We start from the raw sequence: 15,373 nt of genomic DNA on the forward strand, positions 1-15,373 counted from the left end.
TCCTCCCTTTGCCTCTTCACCGCGTTTCCCGTTCTGCCGAACAAAACCGTAACGTTACCCGCAAAACTTCGATCTCAAAATAAATCTGTCGGAATTACGACAATCCTCCGTGAAACTTACGCCCCACCTTGATTTTGGGCGGGCAACTCAAAACTCGGAAACAGTGAAGATAATTTCACGTTGGCATTTCTTTTAATAATAAAAAATCGAATTTTAATTTTTGAGAATATATTATATTTTTTGAATTTATTTTGTCTTTCTATCTCCAGAGTGATAAAACATTGAATGAAGACTAATGTTATATTTTGAGTAAGCATTTTACTTTATCCTTGTGTTAATAAACGTAAAAAACTAAATTCTACACGGGAAACAGATCAAGCTCGCATAACGTATTATCAAGGTATCGGAATAAACAACATGAATGATAACATTACAAATTCGATTCGTAAATTCACCCTTCATTTCATTTTGATTACCGAAGTCGTAGGTTTCACTCTTACTGTCGGTGTGGCGATTTTATTTTACAAAACGTTTCTGGAAATGGATCCCGATCAACTTCAAATCGCGATCCGCATCACTTTGGCAACCGCGGTTTTCACTCTTGCGTTCGCCGCTTTTTCCGATATGCGGAGACTGGCGCCCATTCAAAAGTATCTCTTTATCGTCGAAAAAGGAATTATCGATAAGGAAATCGTGTTAAACGCGCAGAAATCCGTATTTCGCCTTCCGCTTTTTCATTCGATCGAAATCGCCCTTCGAATTTTAATCACCGCTTCCGTCGTCGTAGCCATTCTGAGTCGATTTGCGGTTTTAGACGTCGCGGATTATTACAACCTGGGTGCGATTACGCTTATCATGTCTATTTTAGTAAGTGTGTATACGTTCTTAGTCTCCGAAAAATTGACTTCCGATCTGATCGGATCCGGCGTGTTCGAAGACATAGAAGTTTCATTTTTAGCGAAGAGCCGCCTAACGCGTTCCCTCACGTTAACCTTTATCTTTATCGTTTTCGTCCTTGCAATCGCGGTTTCCAGTCTCGTATTCAAACTCAACTATTCGGCGATTCGAAAGTCGTATTTCAATCAGATGATGAACATGAATCAAACTTTGAACATTTTCACGGAATCGATATTCGAAGAGGTTCGATCGGATGCGGAAAAACTGAAGAACAATCCTTTACTCCTTTCTTTAATCCAAAACGGCAAAACCGAAGAAACGCAAAAATTTTTAGAAACGCTTTTGGATCGTTCTCCAAAGTACGAGTCCATTTCGCTTATCAAATCGGAGAATCAGTTCTGGGAAGTTTCCGTAGGAACCGGAACTCTTTCCAGCAATCGAGATCTCAAAAATTTTCAACTTCCCTCCGAAGATATCGTCTTAGAAACGATTTCAAAAAAAAAGATGTTCTTAAGCGAATCGATCCTTTCTCCCGTTTCGGGCGTTCCCGTAATTTTGGTTTTGGAAACGATCTCGGAAAACACAAACGTCTACATCGCCTATTCCCTCAAAATCGCGGATCTTACAAACAAAGTAATCGGTTCGATTCAGATCGGAAAATCGGGTTACGCGGGCATTTTGGACAGAAACGAAGTGATAATCAATCACGTTAACCCTTCTTTCAATCTGAAAAATTTGAAGAGCTTTTCCTTTTATCATCAAGTAAAAGATCATCAGAACAATGTTCCGGTTCGTTATCTTTTTAACGAAAAATATAAATATATGATTCTCAATAAGAATCGAAAATACGATTTTCTCACGTTCACTTCGATCGAAAACGAGGAAATCGCAGGAGAGGCGATCGTCTGCGTTTACGCGATGGTCGGAATTTCCTTTCTCGGTCTTTTTTTTATAGGATTTTTGATCTATCTCATTCTTAGAAAAAGAATTCTACCTTTGGAAGAAAGTAAGAACGTCTTGGAAGCTATGGCCGAAGGAGACCTTACCCAAGGACTCAAAGTTCTTTCGATGGATGAAATCGGAGAAATGGCCGTTTCCATCAATTCGTTTAACAAAAAGGTGAAAAAGATTTTGAATAAGATCGTAAACGCGTCCGAAAATCTTGCGGACTCCTCCGATGAAATGTCCAAGGCAACGGGCTTCATATCCGAAAACGCACAAAACCAAGTTTCTTCTTCGGAAGAAATTTCCGCTTCGATCGAAGAGATTTCCTCCGGTATGGACGGAATGGAAAATCAAACGAAGGAACAGGTCGTCCTATTGAATCAACTCGATCTGGATATGAATCAATTTTCGAGTTCCATTCATGCGACTTCTCATAATTTGGAAAAGACGATGGCCAATGTGGAAAAGATCACCCAAGACGCTAAAAAAGGCGGGAATTCTTTGGAACTGACCAATCATTCGATCACCAAGATCAGTCATAGTTCGGAGGATATCTCGGGAGTTATCGAAATCATCAACACGATCTCGGAACAGATTCATCTTCTGGCGCTAAACACGGCGATCGAAGCCGCGCGGGCGGGAAGCGCCGGAAAGGGTTTTGCGGTCGTCGCCGATGAAATTTCAAAACTCGCGGATAAAACTTCGAACAGCGTCAGAGACATCGAACATATCATTCAGAGTAACGAAACCGAAATCGGCGCCGGAATTAAAAACATCACCGATACCGTAAAACTCATCTCGGAAATCATCCAAGAAATTTCCGAAATCAATCAACAGATGAAGGTGGTGAATGGGTTTATGGAAAATCAACTTTCCAAAAACGAACAGATGAATCTTACCGCAAAAAAAGTCAAAGAGAGAGCCGACGTGATTCAAGTCGCGGTCGGCGAACAAAAGACGGCGATCGAAGAAATTTCGAATACGATCACTACGATCAATGAACTCAACCAATCTTCCGCGGCCTCGTCGGAGGAACTGAGTTCCAGATCGATCGGCTTGGCGAAATTGGCGGATGAATTAAAACACGAAGTGGAATTTTTTAAACTTTAGGAAATCCTACTACGCGTTATCTCTCACCCGATCGTTTGCAAAAACCCTTGATTTTTCCCCCCTTCCTTTTAGTTTGCTCTTATGGAATGGGAAAAGATACTCAGAGACTCCGTTAAAGACAACAAGATCAAGGAGTTACATCTTAGAAAAGTCCCCACTCTCAAAACTTGCGACGATTGGAATAAGGTTCGGGAGATAGGCCTCATTGATCATAAAACCAAATATGCACATTACAAGGGCGGATTGGTTAAATACGGAGATGCCCTATTTTTCGTAACGGACGAGAGACTTCAAGCGATCGCACCCTATCGCAAATGGGAATTCAAAACCAAAATCAAAGTGGAAGAATAATTCTCTCAAATCCCGAGTCCATTTTTAAACTCTCACCCGAATATAGGATTGATGCTTTCAAAACGAAAGTTTTGCGTATAACAACGAAAAGACCCGACGTCAGCGAATCAGATTGACGATCAGATTTAATTTTTCGGAAACGGTAATTACGTCTTGTACTCTGTTTTTATCCACAAGAACGGCTGTCGGACCGATTTCATCCAAAACGATTTTTTTTCCTTTAATCTGCCCGAGCAGCAATTCCATCGTATTTTGATCTTTCGTACGAACCAAAACACAATCTTCCGTGACGTCGACTACGGGTAAATTTCCACCCCAATCTTCCAATAAAAAGAGAAGGTTTTGCGCGAGATCGGCCTTGCTGGAACTTTTTAAAAAGTCGATGAACTCGACGGGTCTATACCCGAGAAGAATCCCCAATTGGAAAGCTTCCTTGGTCAGAACGAACGTATAAACACGATCGTAATCCTTAAGTTCAGTAAACGCCTTGAGGAGATGAAGACCGTAAATCGAAACCCGATCCGGAAACGCGATGATCGTAAAGTCCGGGTTGATCGTAATCCCGCCCTTCTCCGTCTTGTGAGAAAGTTCTCCGGTTTGAAAAAAGTATTCTCCCAATTTGGAAAGCGTAAGAAAACGATTGGGATATTCCACTTCCAAAAGTCCGAACAGATGCAGATAAAAAATGACGCTCATAATTTCCTTGCGCAGTTCGGCAAGGTCGGACTGGAAATTTTTCGTCCTAAATCCGGGAGAAAGAATCATATGTTCCCGAATGATATTGGAAAAAATCACCGATAAATGAATGCGTTTCGCTTTGATGATGAGGCTCACACATTTATCCAGGATCGGTTTGTCGTAAAAAGGCATTTCAGTCGCGATAAAAACTTCCGCGGGAACGACACGTTTCGTACGAGCCTCGTTGACCTCGTGTACGACGAGTTTCATGATTTCGAAAATATCCCTTCCGTTGAACTCGCTCACTTCCTCTTTGAGGACTATGTTTTCGCCTTTGATGTCCACGAGATTCAAAAGTTTCAACACCGGAAGTATGAGTTCCATCTGATAGATCTGGCTTTTTTCCGGAAAAATCCCTATGTCCGGATTGAGAAGCTCCTGCTCCGTCCTTTTGTGATCGGCTTGTTTTACCTTTCCGGATTTCGCAAGAACCAATCCTTTGCGACTGATGTAAGAAATTAATTTTTTCGTATTGAGAAAAAAATCGAGATCGTTCGTCGCGAGTTTTTCAGTCCTTTGTTTGGTTCCTTTTTTGACGGAAGGTAGGATCGGATGTGTCTGAACGTATTTTAAGATTTCATCGGGAATCACAAACACACGAACGAATTTTTCGTCCACAAAACAAACGTCTACGACAAGTCCCTTCGAGATCAGCGCGGGGACGATCTGCTCGTATTTTCCTCGACTGGTTACGATATAACTGCGGATGTCCTCCGCTTCGGAAACGCCGCCGCTTAAATAAATTCTTACGAGTGTGTCCCTTTCCAAATCGGCGAGAGACTGAAGATTCAGATCGATTCCTTCTTCGGAGGACGCGATCGAATAAAACTTCTTCATTCCGTCGAGTTGTTTCGGAGCCTTAACGGCCGCTTTCCACTCTTCGGAAATTTCGGTCGTTTTTTTACGATCGAGATATTTTTCCAAGGAGATCTTATATTTGTCCCCTTTGAGATTTTGTTCGAGAGGAACTAAACCGGCGATTTCCTCAAACGCATGATATTTATCTAAATTATTGGTGAGACGTTCCCGGTTTTTTCTCTGATATACGAGTTGGTATTTTCGAAGTAGGTTAAGTTCCATCTCCACGTTGATCGGAGGGATGTTTACCTTTCTCGAAATTTCCCCGAGAGTGAGTACATTCTTATTTTTAAGAATACTCGTATAGATCGTAACCTGAAGTTGAGTGAGTTTTTCAAGAACTCCTTTGAGATAAAAATCGTCCTGAAAAATTTCGTAAAGATACGCGACGTTCTTATTTTTTTCTTTATAAGGAAGTTTTGTAAGGTTCCAAAGAGCCGCGACTTTCTTCAGGTCGTTCTGTTCCAGCTTGTCGAGTTCCTGAAGTAATACTGAATCGCTACTCATAAGAGAAGATACCCCGAGGAGGAGTATTTTATGTAGCCATATTCAGAATTTGCGCTCGTTCGTAAACAAAAAAGCGATTTTGCCTCATAGACAATTTAGGGAATTCCTTCGTTTTTTACCGAGCCTTTCTGTTCTTGTCTTTTGAATCGAAGTTCAAAATCTTTGTGATTATGACCGGTTTTTTTGATTCCCTGAAAATGGGTTTTGACGGCGCCACTCGAATCCTAAACAGCGGTTTTGTATTCTCCACAAAAACGATTCTCCTCTTAAAGGATCTGGCGTTGGGAGGGGATTCGATGGAAACCTTTCCGATTCGTCTTCGGGAAGCCTTCGAAGAGTTAGGCGCCACATACATCAAGTTAGGTCAATTTATCGCCTCCGCTCCCTCTCTTTTTCCGGATGAGTTCGTGACCGAAATGCAAAAGTGTTTGGATGGAATCCGACCCGTTCCCTACTCCACGATCGTAAAGATCGTTCAAAAGGAGTTAGGCGGAAAAATCGCGGATCATTTTTACAGCGTGGAACCGATTCCGCTTGCGTCCGCTTCCATCGCACAAGTTCATTCGGCGGTCACCAAAGACGGATTAGACGTAGTCATCAAAGTCCAAAGGCCGGATATAGAATCCACGTTATCCGCCGATTTAAACCTCATTTACTTCGCTTCGGTTCTTTTCGAAAGATTTGCGCCGGGCCTGAGTAAGTCCGGTATCTCCGACATGGTCGAACAGTTCCAAACGTCCATATTAGAAGAAATTGATTTTTATAAGGAAGCGAACAACATAGAAGAGTTCGAAAAAGAACTTCTTTCGATGGGGGAAACGAGAGCGAGGGTTCCGAAAGTTTACAGAGAATTGTCCACAAAGAAAGTTCTCACCATGGAGCGTTTTTACGGGGCGCCGATCACGGATGAAAATTCGATCCGAAAGTATTCTTCCGATCCTCAAAAGACACTCACGCAGGCCCTCGAAATTTGGTTTTCCACTCTTTCCAGAAACGGCTTTTTTCACGCGGACGTACATGCAGGAAATCTAATGATCCTTAGGGACGGAACCGTGGGGTTTATCGATTTCGGCATCGTGGGCAGAATTTCTCCCCGAGTCTGGGACGGTTTGATGATTTTCCTGGAGGGTCTAAGCCTCAATAGAACGGAAAAGATCGCAAAAGGTCTGATTCAGATGGATTCCACCGCCGAAGGTGTGGACGAGAAAAAACTCGCACGGGACTTGGAAGCCGTTTTTTCCAGAATGACCGAGATGGTCTTGAAGGTTCAAATGGGCGATTTGGAATCTTTGGACGACAAAAAGTTAAACGCGATCCTTTTCGAGTTCCGCGAAATTTCACTTCGAAACGGTTTGAAAATTCCGAAAGAATTCGGACTTCTGATCAAACAGATCCTATACTTCGATCGATACGTCAAGACGATGGCTCCGGACATCGACCTCATCCGTGACCGTGATAAATTTCTAATATGATGTTAAACGAATTGGAAAAGGGCCAGGAAGCTTCCATCATTTCCTTGATCTCCGAACCGGGAAAGGAAGATCTGTTTCGAAACATCCTGGACATCGGGCTTTTGCCCGGAACGAAGATTCTCGTTCTTGAAAAATATTCTTCCCAAAAAAAGATCGTGATCCGCGCGGGAGAAGTGGAGATAGCGATCTCCGAAGGGGAAGCGGAGCTGATTCAAGTCGGAGACATTCTTGGGTCACTCTGATACACAAACGAAAACCTCCCGGATTCTTATGGCCGGAAATCCGAATTGCGGAAAATCCACCTTATTCAATCGCCTAACAGGGCTTAGACAAAAAACCGGAAACTATCACGGAGTGACCGTTGAAAAGGCGGAAGGAATTTTAAATCACCCGGAACGTGCCGTGAAAATTTTGGATCTTCCGGGCGCGTTCAGCCTCGGCGGAAACTCGGAAGACAAACAAGTTACGAGCAGAGTTTTGATCGGCCACAAGGAAGGGGATCTTATCCTTTTCGTGATGGACGCTTCTCTTGCGGAAAGAAGTCTTCAGTTTTTATTGCAGATCCTGGAATTAAACGTTCCGGTTTTGGTCGCGGTCACCATGAAGGACGTCCTCGAAAAAAAAAGGATCGGCCTGGAATTGGATTCTCTTTCGAAAGAATTCGGAATTTTGTTTCGGTACGTAAATCCCAAAAACGGAGAGGGAGTTTCGGAACTCAAGGATTTGATCGTTTCTCCCGACGCGTTTCGAATTCCGATCCGATCTTTTCCATGGGACCCGGTGCGGGAAAAATTCATCGACGATCTTTTACGATCCCTCTCCGCCAAACATTCAAATTCTTTAAAGTTCGTTTTGATCAATTCCCTGAAGGAACTTTCCGGAGAGGTTTTACAAAAAGGGCTTCCCGGCCTTTCCCTCTTTCCCGAAAATTCGGCGAAACTCATTCGGGAAAAATTCGACCGTTTCGAAAAACGTTTCACCTATCTCGAAGAACTGACTCAAAAGTCCGTCTATATTAAAAAAGTCTTAAACAACTCTATCGTCGGAGATCCGATCCCGAGCGAGAAGTTTCTTTCCAAGGCGGACAAAATTCTTCTGCATCCTTTTTGGGGAATGGTTTCCTTTTTAGGAATCATGGCCTTGGTTTTTCAGACGCTTTTTACTTGGTCGGAAACTCCGATGGATTGGATCGAATCGGGAGTCGGAAACGTCGGAAGTTTTGTCGGAGGATTTTTAGAGGCAGGTCCTCTTCGTTCTTTGATTCAGGAAGGAATCATAGGCGGGGTCGGAGCGGTTCTCGTATTCATTCCTCAGATCGCTCTTTTGTTTTTGTTTATCGGCATTTTGGAAGAAACCGGTTATATCGCAAGGGCATCCTTTGTGATGGACCGGTTTATGGGAAAGTTCGGCCTTTCCGGAAAATCGTTCATTCCCTTGTTGTCTTCCGCGGCGTGTGCGGTTCCTGCGATTATGGGAACGAGAACGATAGAAAACAAATCGGATCGACTCACCACCATTCTCGTCGCTCCTCTGATCACTTGTTCGGCGCGTTATCCGGTATACGTACTCGTAATCGGCGCGGTCTTTCCAGCGGGTACTCTCTGGGGAATTTTCAACATCCAAGCTCTTACGATGTTCGGACTTTTTCTTTTGGGAATGATCGCATCCATGTTGGCCGCTCTCGTTTTTAAAAAGACTTTTTTCAAATCGGATTCCTCCTACTTTTTGATGGAACTTCCGGCTTACAACACTCCTTCCGTCAAAAGTCTGGCCTTGACAGTATTCAAAAAATTGAAAGCGTTTTTAGCGACGGCGGGACAGATCATTCTGTTCATTTCGATCCTACTTTGGTTTTTGGCGAATTACCCGAGAATCGACTCTTCCCTTTATCCGAACGTTACCGACTCGGAACTCAAAAAAATTCAGATCCGTGAATCCTACGCGGGTTCCTCGGGAAAATTTATGGAACCGGTTCTAAAACCGATCGGCTTTGATTGGAAGATGGGAATCGGAATTATAACTTCCTTTGCCGCAAGAGAAATTATGGTTTCCACCCTTTCCATCGTCTACGGTGTCGGAGGGGAAGAATCGACGGACGGTCTCAAAGAGGCGATCCGCAAAGACAAGGATGAAAACGGAAAAGCGGTCTGGGGACTTAGAAATTCGGTCAGTTTACTTTTGTTTTTTGCATTTGCCTGTCAGTGTATGTCCACTCTCGCGGTCGTCAAAAAGGAGACCAATTCCGTTTTCTGGCCGACATTCCTTTTCACGTATATGACAATTTTAGCATATTCTACTTCCTTTATCGTCTTTCAGTTTTGGAGTTTATTTTCCTAAAAAGAATTCGGATGTTAAAAAGAATTCCTTCCAACCTCAAAATCCTTTCGGGCTTTACGATCGGATTTTTGATTCTATTCTTCGTCTATCGAATCTGTTGGTGTTTCGTATTTTTTTCCAAATTTTCGTCCGCACCCGTTCTTGAAATCCTTCTCGCGTTTTTGGTCGGAGTTCGTTTCGACGTTTCGGTCTGTGCGATTCTTATCGGGCCTTCCTGGATTCTTTCGGCGATCCATCCTCTCAATCGTTTTCAAATTTATTCGTTCTTTTGGGGAATCCCTCCCGTCCTTCTGTTCTTTTGGGCCTCGGCGCATCTGATCGGAGATATTCTCTATTTCTCCGAAACCAACAAACACGTCGGTTATGAAGGTTTCGTTTTTTTAGGGCCTGAATTCCGGATCATTCTGAAATCCTTCTTTGTAGGACATACGGTTTTGGCGGTTTTTTCCTGCGCGGCGATCGGAATCCTATTGCCGCTTTCGGTTTTTAAATACATTCAAAAAAAATTATATATTTTCGACCCGGCCCGGAAAAGAGCCGAACTGATTCAACTTTTGATTCTTCCTCCGATTTTATTTTTATCGGTTCGGGGCGGAATTCAATCCAGACCTCTGAGGCCCAGCGACGCGATGATTTCGCAAACCTCTATCGTAAATCAACTCGTTTTGAACGGAATTTTTACGTCCATAATGGATATCAAGAATCAATCCATTCCCCGCAACTTGCAGGTTTCGTTTCCGAATGCGATCGTCGGCGTCCGAAAGGAAATCGAATATCCGGGAGCGAAATTTATCTCGGAAGAATATCCTTTACTTCGGGAAACCTACGAGACCAATCCCGGAAAGCCGCCTAACATCGTTTTGGTGCTTTTGGAAAGCTGGACCGGAAAATACGCTTATACGAACGGGCAAATTCTTACCCAAGGAAAACGGATCGCTCCTCATTTCGAGGATTTGATCCGAGAAGGAACCTATTTTCCTTCCTTTTTTGCAAGCGGAGGAAGAACGACCAACGGGCTTTTATCCACGTTAACCGGAATTCCGGACGGTCCCGGTTTGACGGTGGTACGGACCCCTCAGGTTTTGAGTCGTTTCGGCGGCTTGGGAACGATTTTAAAATCGATCGGATACGATACGCTATTCGTTCACGGCGGGGACGTAAACTTCGACAACATGGGTTTTTTGTTTTCTCACTGGGGTTTCGATACGATCCTCGGTCGGGAATATTTCGATTCCCTGCAAAAATACAAACCGGGTGCCTGGGGTTATTACGATGGGGATTTGTTAAACGAATTACACGAAATTCTAATGAAGCAAAAATCTCCGTTTCTCGCGGTCACTTTGACGTTAACCACTCATTACCCCTATCAAGTTCCCTCTTCGGAAGACGAAGTATTTTCCTCCGAACTCGAGGAAGCGGATTACTTCAACGTATATCGTTATTCGGACAAATCGATCCACTCCTTTCTGGAAAAAGCAAAAAAGGCGCCCTACTTTCGGAATACGGTTTTTATCTTTGTGGGAGATCATTCGCATCATAGGAACCTGGATTATTTCGAAGATAGAAACGTTCCTTTTTTGATCTATTCTCCGGGAAAGATCCCGTCCAAGATCGATCCTCGAATCTCTTCTCAACTCGACATCATTCCGACCGTTCTTGGGATCGTCGGTAAGAAGGTTCGATTCTCGGCGATGGGAAGGGATCTTTTGGACAAACGTATTTCCGGAGGAGTCGCCTACTTCGCTTTCGGAAATCTTTTCGGTTGGATCGAAAACAACTGGATCTTTTACGGTTTTACGGACAAGGTTCGAAATTCTTCCTTTTCGATCGTTCCCAGAATCGGAGAAACGGAGGAATGTAAAAACGATCGCGTGAAATGCGAGACCTATCATCTCAAAGCGAAATCATTTTGGAACTTAAGTTACGAGCTGATGAACCGAAATCTTATATATCCTCCTAAAAAATAGAAACACGAAGTAAACCATGACCTTTCAAAAAGAATTTTCAATCGCATCCGGACTTAACGTTAGCCCCGAACATCCTCCGATCGTAGTCGCAGAAATCGGACTCAATCATAACAACGACGAGGAGATCGGCAAAAAGACCATCGCCGCCGCAAAAAAGGCCGGGGCGCGAGCCGTAAAGTTTCAATCCTACATTACGGAAGAGTTCATAGACGTTCACAACCCGGATGCAAAGATCCTCGTAGATATATTCAAAAAATATGAACTATCCGAAACGATGCATAAAAAATTCCAAAAAACGGCGGAAGAGGAAGGTTTGATCTTTTTTTCCACGCCTCTTTGTATCCGCTCTTTGAATTTTCTCGTAAGTTTGAAAGTTCCCACGATCAAAATCGCAAGCGGGGATATAACCAATAAAACCCTTCTTTTAGAAACCGCAAAGTCAAAACTTCCCGTCATTCTTTCCTCCGGCGCCGCGGACTTTTTCGAAGTAAATCGCGCGATCTCATTCTTGGAAAAGGAAGGAACGGACAAACTCTGTCTTTTACACTGCGTTTCCCTTTACCCCACTCCTCCCGAAAAAGCGAATCTTAAGGTCGTAGAAACATTCAAAAATCTTTATCCGTTTCCGGTGGGTTTTTCCGATCATACCTCCGGAAACGTAGCAACTTCGGTCGCGGTTTCTTTGGGAGCTTGTATGATCGAAAAACATTTCACTTTGGATCAAACTCTGGACGGACCGGATCATATTATTTCCGCAAACCCCGAGGAACTGAAAGCGGTTTGTAAAAGCGCTTTTGAAGCTTGGAAGATGAAAGGAAACGGAGAGAAAAAACCTTGGCCCGAAGAAGTAGGCGGAAGATTTTTCGGTAGGAGATCCTTATATGCGGATTCAAAAGGCGCTCCGATCGCGCTCCGACCGGACTTGACTCAAAAAGACGGAAGGTTCTTGGATTCCTGGGAAATCGAAAAAACGAACGGACTCAAAACCGAACCGGGTAAACCCTTTCATGTGTAATCCATTCCGTTTTTCTAAATTAGAAAATTTGATTGTAAGAATCGGATTTTCGATCCTGATTGTGTCCACTTCCGCGACCGGAGCTCCGACCACGTACGGAAACCTCGGCTCTGAAGTGGACTTTATCGATTTCGGAAGATGGACCACGGCGCCCTTTAGTTATTCGGTATCTTCTTCTTTTTCGGCCGAGTACGGAGGTTTCAATCTTTTTGATTCCGATCCCAACACTCATTGGTATTCGGCCAATCGCCCCGGTTCGGAATGGATTATCGTGGACTTCGGTTCGAAAAGACTCATCAACGGTTTGGAAATTACCGTTCCTCTTTTTAGAAAGGAAAGAGCTGTAAAAAAATACGAGATTCAGGTTTTGATCCGAGACGACTGGAGAACCATATTCGTAAATCAGAATGTGGATTTGCACAATTTTCATAAACTCGAAAACTTGGACGCCTCTGTTTTAAGGATTTATTTTCCGGATACGACCGACCGAGGTGCGGTAATCAGCGACGTCAAACTTTTTTTAAACCAAAAACTTTTAAACGGTATCGAACCCAGACTCCGGGGTTACACGTTTCCCGTTCCCGGCGGACTGATTCCGAGTTTAGACTTTCAACTTCCCAACGCACCCAGAACCTATCGAAACGGAGTTCATAAGGGAATTGATATATACAAAAAAATAAATATAGACGGCCAAGTTCGAAACCTAAATTTTCAAGACGAGGTCGTCGCTCCCGCGGACGGGGTTATCGTCCGCGCGGATCATTCGTATTCTCCCATGACTCTCGCCGACTATGAATATCATACGACCGAGTCCCAAAAAGGGACCGTTACTTACGTCGAAAAGGACTTCGGCGGAAGACAGATCTGGATCGATCACGGTCACGGCGTGATGACTAGTTTCAATCATTTGTCTTCGATTCGTAGGAATGTTAAGGTGGGCGATAAAGTCAAACAGGGAGAATCCCTCGGAAACGTAGGCAATTCGGGTTTGATCGAGGAAGCCAAGGGCTCAGCCGATAACACTCACCTTCACTTTGAAATCTGGGTGGACGGAGAATTTTTCGGGAACGGACTTACCCCGGCTCAAGTTCGCAAGTTATTGCAGTTCTTTTTTAAACGCAACGGAGTGGATTGATTTTTTAGGATGATCGTGCCGGATCGATTTTCACGATACGAGCGCTTGTGTAATAGTCCGATATTAAATTCAATTTATTGAATATGTTGCAGCGTTATGGATTGATACGGAGTCAAGTTATGGGAATTAAAAAAATCGAATGTGCTTGGATAAACACAATAATTTGTCCATTATGTTTCAACCCATAGGAAGAAACGTTGAGCTACTGGAAAGATAAATAGAGAGCGTTTCACCGAGTTCAGAAAGTGTCCACTGACCCTTAGTACGCTCCTGCAAATTTCCTTATCGTATCTTATGCTAAGATCTTAACTTTTTGGATTTTCATCCCGACGAGAATTAGAAAAATATTTTATTCGGAGGCAACCCAGCATGAGCGATTTATACGAGCCGTTAAAGTCGTTTTTAAAAAATAGAACGAGCGAATTTTCCAGAATTGACGATCTTCGAAAACAAACTCTGATCGAATTTTCTAAAGCCATTCAACAAACGTTTTTGAAGAACGATTTTTCCAAACTGATTTTTGTTTGTACGCATAATTCTAGAAGAAGTCAAATCGCTCAAATGCTTGCCCTGGCAGCCGCGGATTATCTTGAACTCACCGGAATCGAAGCGTATTCCGGCGGTACGGAAGCGACCGAGTTTTACAACCGTTCCGTTCAGGCCCTGATCGACATCGGATTTAGAATCGATAAAAAGACGAATAACGCACAAAATCCGAAATATTCGGTTGCGTTTAAGTCAAGGCAACAACCGATAATCGCATTTTCAAAGTTATATTCCGATCCGATCAATCCAAAGGAAAAATTCATCGCCGTTATGGTTTGTTCTTCCGCGGATGAAGCTTGTCCGTTTGTTCCCGGAGCGGAAACAAGAATCAGTTTACCTTATGAAGACCCCAAAACTTACGATTCTACGGAAGGAGCTTCGGAAAAATATATTGAAACTTGCAAAACGATCGCAAGAGAAATTTTATTCGCTTTCCAAAATTTAAAGGAGTGAAGCACGATGAAATCGCCGCCGTTCTTTAAAACGGCTTTTTCCATTGAAATCGAATGATACTCCTATAGGAAATTAGAATATTCTAAAATAACCGCATTTAGAGATTCTCGTTTATTTTTCATCGAATTTTCCGAATCGTCTATTTTAGAAATCCAAGCGTTTGTCCCAAAAACTATCGAACGACCTGAAACGCGATCCATAGATTAGTATGATTCTTGGACGTAAGACAGCTCGAAGTGTGATATTCTTGATTCGACGGAGTCAAGAAGGCCGATGGCAGATTGATCGCTCTCTTGGGGCTTAGACCCCGGTCCATAGATGAATCTAAATCGGCCACCGCAAACCAAAGTGTGGCGGCTTAACAAAGTCGACCGCGAATAGGAGTGCTGGTGATATCACCCGGCTTTGTTAAGACCTTCCGCCCTCTGTCATTTTAGGAGAAAAGAAATGAACAGTCAAGAAATCAAGTATGTAGGAATTGATTGCGGAAAGAAAAGTTTAGAGGTTGTTCGAATTAATTCGGAGAACTCGCTCGAACGTCGGCAATTCAGTACAACGGAAAGCGGTATTAGCAGTTTATTAAAATGGCTGACTTTAAATGATATTGTAGGTCTGGAAGCGGGCTCTCAATCTTTTAGAATTGCAAAATCAATTTTAAACAAAGGGATTCAAGTAATTGTCTTGAATCCCGGAGACTTAGCAACGATCTATCAATCTTTGAAAAAGACTGATAAAGAAGACAGTTTAAAAATAGCCAGGCTCATTCAACGTTATCCAATAGAAGAATTACCGGTTGTTCCGATTCCCACGGATGAAGAGGAAGATAATCGGCGATTGTGTACAGAGCATGAGAACTGGACAAGGCAACTGACGCAAGGTAAGAATCGACTTCACAGTTTATTCACTCAAGCCGGTTTGACTGAAATCACCAAAAAGCATTTACGAACAAAAGCATCCAGAGAAGTTTCTGTAGCTTTACTTCCTGATCGATACAAAAAGGAAGCGGAACGAATCTTAAAAGTTTTAGATTTAGTCGAACTAA

At 43.1% G+C, this 15,373-nt stretch carries 11 protein-coding genes; 10 read left to right on the forward strand and 1 reads right to left on the reverse strand.

The genetic code is table 11. The features are described from left to right. Nucleotides 1-417 precede the first annotated feature (417 nt). Together LEP1GSC194_RS14295 and LEP1GSC194_RS14300 are read left to right on the forward strand one after the other, a co-directional pair. Nucleotides 418-2,952, forward strand: a complete 2,535-nt coding sequence (locus LEP1GSC194_RS14295) for a methyl-accepting chemotaxis protein (protein WP_020774239.1) — start codon at nt 418-420, stop codon at nt 2,950-2,952. A gap of 81 nt (nt 2,953-3,033) precedes the next feature. Continuing rightward, nucleotides 3,034-3,303, forward strand: coding sequence for a hypothetical protein (locus LEP1GSC194_RS14300; protein WP_020774251.1), 270 nt, complete (start codon nt 3,034-3,036; stop codon nt 3,301-3,303). A gap of 99 nt (nt 3,304-3,402) precedes the next feature. Here the strand turns inward: LEP1GSC194_RS14300 and LEP1GSC194_RS14305 are convergent, their stop codons facing one another. Then, nucleotides 3,403-5,406, reverse strand: coding sequence for a helicase (locus LEP1GSC194_RS14305; RefSeq protein ID WP_020774212.1), 2,004 nt, complete (start codon nt 5,404-5,406; stop codon nt 3,403-3,405). Between the two features lie 170 nt (nt 5,407-5,576). On the opposite strand from LEP1GSC194_RS14305, the gene LEP1GSC194_RS14310 reads away from it, so the two are divergent. The 8 genes from LEP1GSC194_RS14310 to LEP1GSC194_RS14345 all read left to right on the forward strand — a co-directional run. After that, nucleotides 5,577-6,878: an ABC1 kinase family protein gene (locus LEP1GSC194_RS14310; protein ID WP_036043074.1), complete on the forward strand. Its 1,302-nt coding sequence runs from the start codon at nt 5,577-5,579 to the stop codon at nt 6,876-6,878. Beyond that, entirely contained in the window at nt 6,875-7,120 is a 246-nt protein-coding gene (locus tag LEP1GSC194_RS14315; RefSeq protein WP_020774220.1) for a FeoA family protein, read from the forward strand. The genes LEP1GSC194_RS14310 and LEP1GSC194_RS14315 overlap by 4 nt, the downstream gene beginning before the upstream one ends. Beyond that, entirely contained in the window at nt 7,107-9,215 is a 2,109-nt protein-coding gene (feoB, locus tag LEP1GSC194_RS14320) for a ferrous iron transport protein B (RefSeq protein WP_036043073.1), read from the forward strand. The genes LEP1GSC194_RS14315 and feoB overlap by 14 nt, the downstream gene beginning before the upstream one ends. A gap of 11 nt (nt 9,216-9,226) precedes the next feature. After that, nucleotides 9,227-11,182, forward strand: coding sequence for an LTA synthase family protein (locus LEP1GSC194_RS14325; RefSeq protein WP_020774226.1), 1,956 nt, complete (start codon nt 9,227-9,229; stop codon nt 11,180-11,182). 16 nt (nt 11,183-11,198) lie between these two features. Then, a complete protein-coding gene (locus LEP1GSC194_RS14330; RefSeq protein ID WP_020774248.1) occupies nt 11,199-12,197 on the forward strand; it encodes an N-acetylneuraminate synthase family protein in 999 nt (332 codons plus the stop codon). After that, nucleotides 12,190-13,332 (forward strand): M23 family metallopeptidase, encoded by a 1,143-nt coding sequence (locus LEP1GSC194_RS14335; RefSeq protein WP_020774241.1) that lies wholly within the window; start codon nt 12,190-12,192, stop codon nt 13,330-13,332. The genes LEP1GSC194_RS14330 and LEP1GSC194_RS14335 overlap by 8 nt, the downstream gene beginning before the upstream one ends. Before the next feature lie 369 nt (nt 13,333-13,701). After that, the gene (locus LEP1GSC194_RS14340; protein ID WP_020774218.1) at nt 13,702-14,331 is read left to right on the forward strand and encodes a low molecular weight phosphatase family protein; all 630 of its coding nucleotides are present in this window, start codon (nt 13,702-13,704) and stop codon (nt 14,329-14,331) included. Between the two features lie 447 nt (nt 14,332-14,778). Next, nucleotides 14,779-15,373: IS110 family transposase (locus LEP1GSC194_RS14345; RefSeq protein WP_036040806.1), on the forward strand; the 595-nt coding region annotated here is incomplete at its 3' end.

Source organism: Leptospira alstonii serovar Sichuan str. 79601 (genome assembly GCF_000347175.1).
Lineage (GTDB): Bacteria > Spirochaetota > Leptospiria > Leptospirales > Leptospiraceae > Leptospira > Leptospira alstonii.

Excerpts from the sequence above, each read along its gene's own strand:
- LEP1GSC194_RS14295 (WP_020774239.1), top strand. The coding sequence starts at position 418 with ATGAATGATAACATTACAAATTCGATTCGTAAATTCACCCTTCATTTC.
- LEP1GSC194_RS14300 (WP_020774251.1), top strand. The coding sequence starts at position 3,034 with ATGGAATGGGAAAAGATACTCAGAGACTCCGTTAAAGACAACAAGATC.
- LEP1GSC194_RS14305 (WP_020774212.1), bottom strand. The coding sequence starts at position 5,406 with ATGAGTAGCGATTCAGTATTACTTCAGGAACTCGACAAGCTGGAACAG.
- LEP1GSC194_RS14310 (WP_036043074.1), top strand. The coding sequence starts at position 5,577 with ATGACCGGTTTTTTTGATTCCCTGAAAATGGGTTTTGACGGCGCCACT.
- LEP1GSC194_RS14315 (WP_020774220.1), top strand. The coding sequence starts at position 6,875 with ATGATGTTAAACGAATTGGAAAAGGGCCAGGAAGCTTCCATCATTTCC.
- LEP1GSC194_RS14325 (WP_020774226.1), top strand. The coding sequence starts at position 9,227 with ATGTTAAAAAGAATTCCTTCCAACCTCAAAATCCTTTCGGGCTTTACG.
- LEP1GSC194_RS14330 (WP_020774248.1), top strand. The coding sequence starts at position 11,199 with ATGACCTTTCAAAAAGAATTTTCAATCGCATCCGGACTTAACGTTAGC.
- LEP1GSC194_RS14335 (WP_020774241.1), top strand. The coding sequence starts at position 12,190 with ATGTGTAATCCATTCCGTTTTTCTAAATTAGAAAATTTGATTGTAAGA.
- LEP1GSC194_RS14340 (WP_020774218.1), top strand. The coding sequence starts at position 13,702 with ATGAGCGATTTATACGAGCCGTTAAAGTCGTTTTTAAAAAATAGAACG.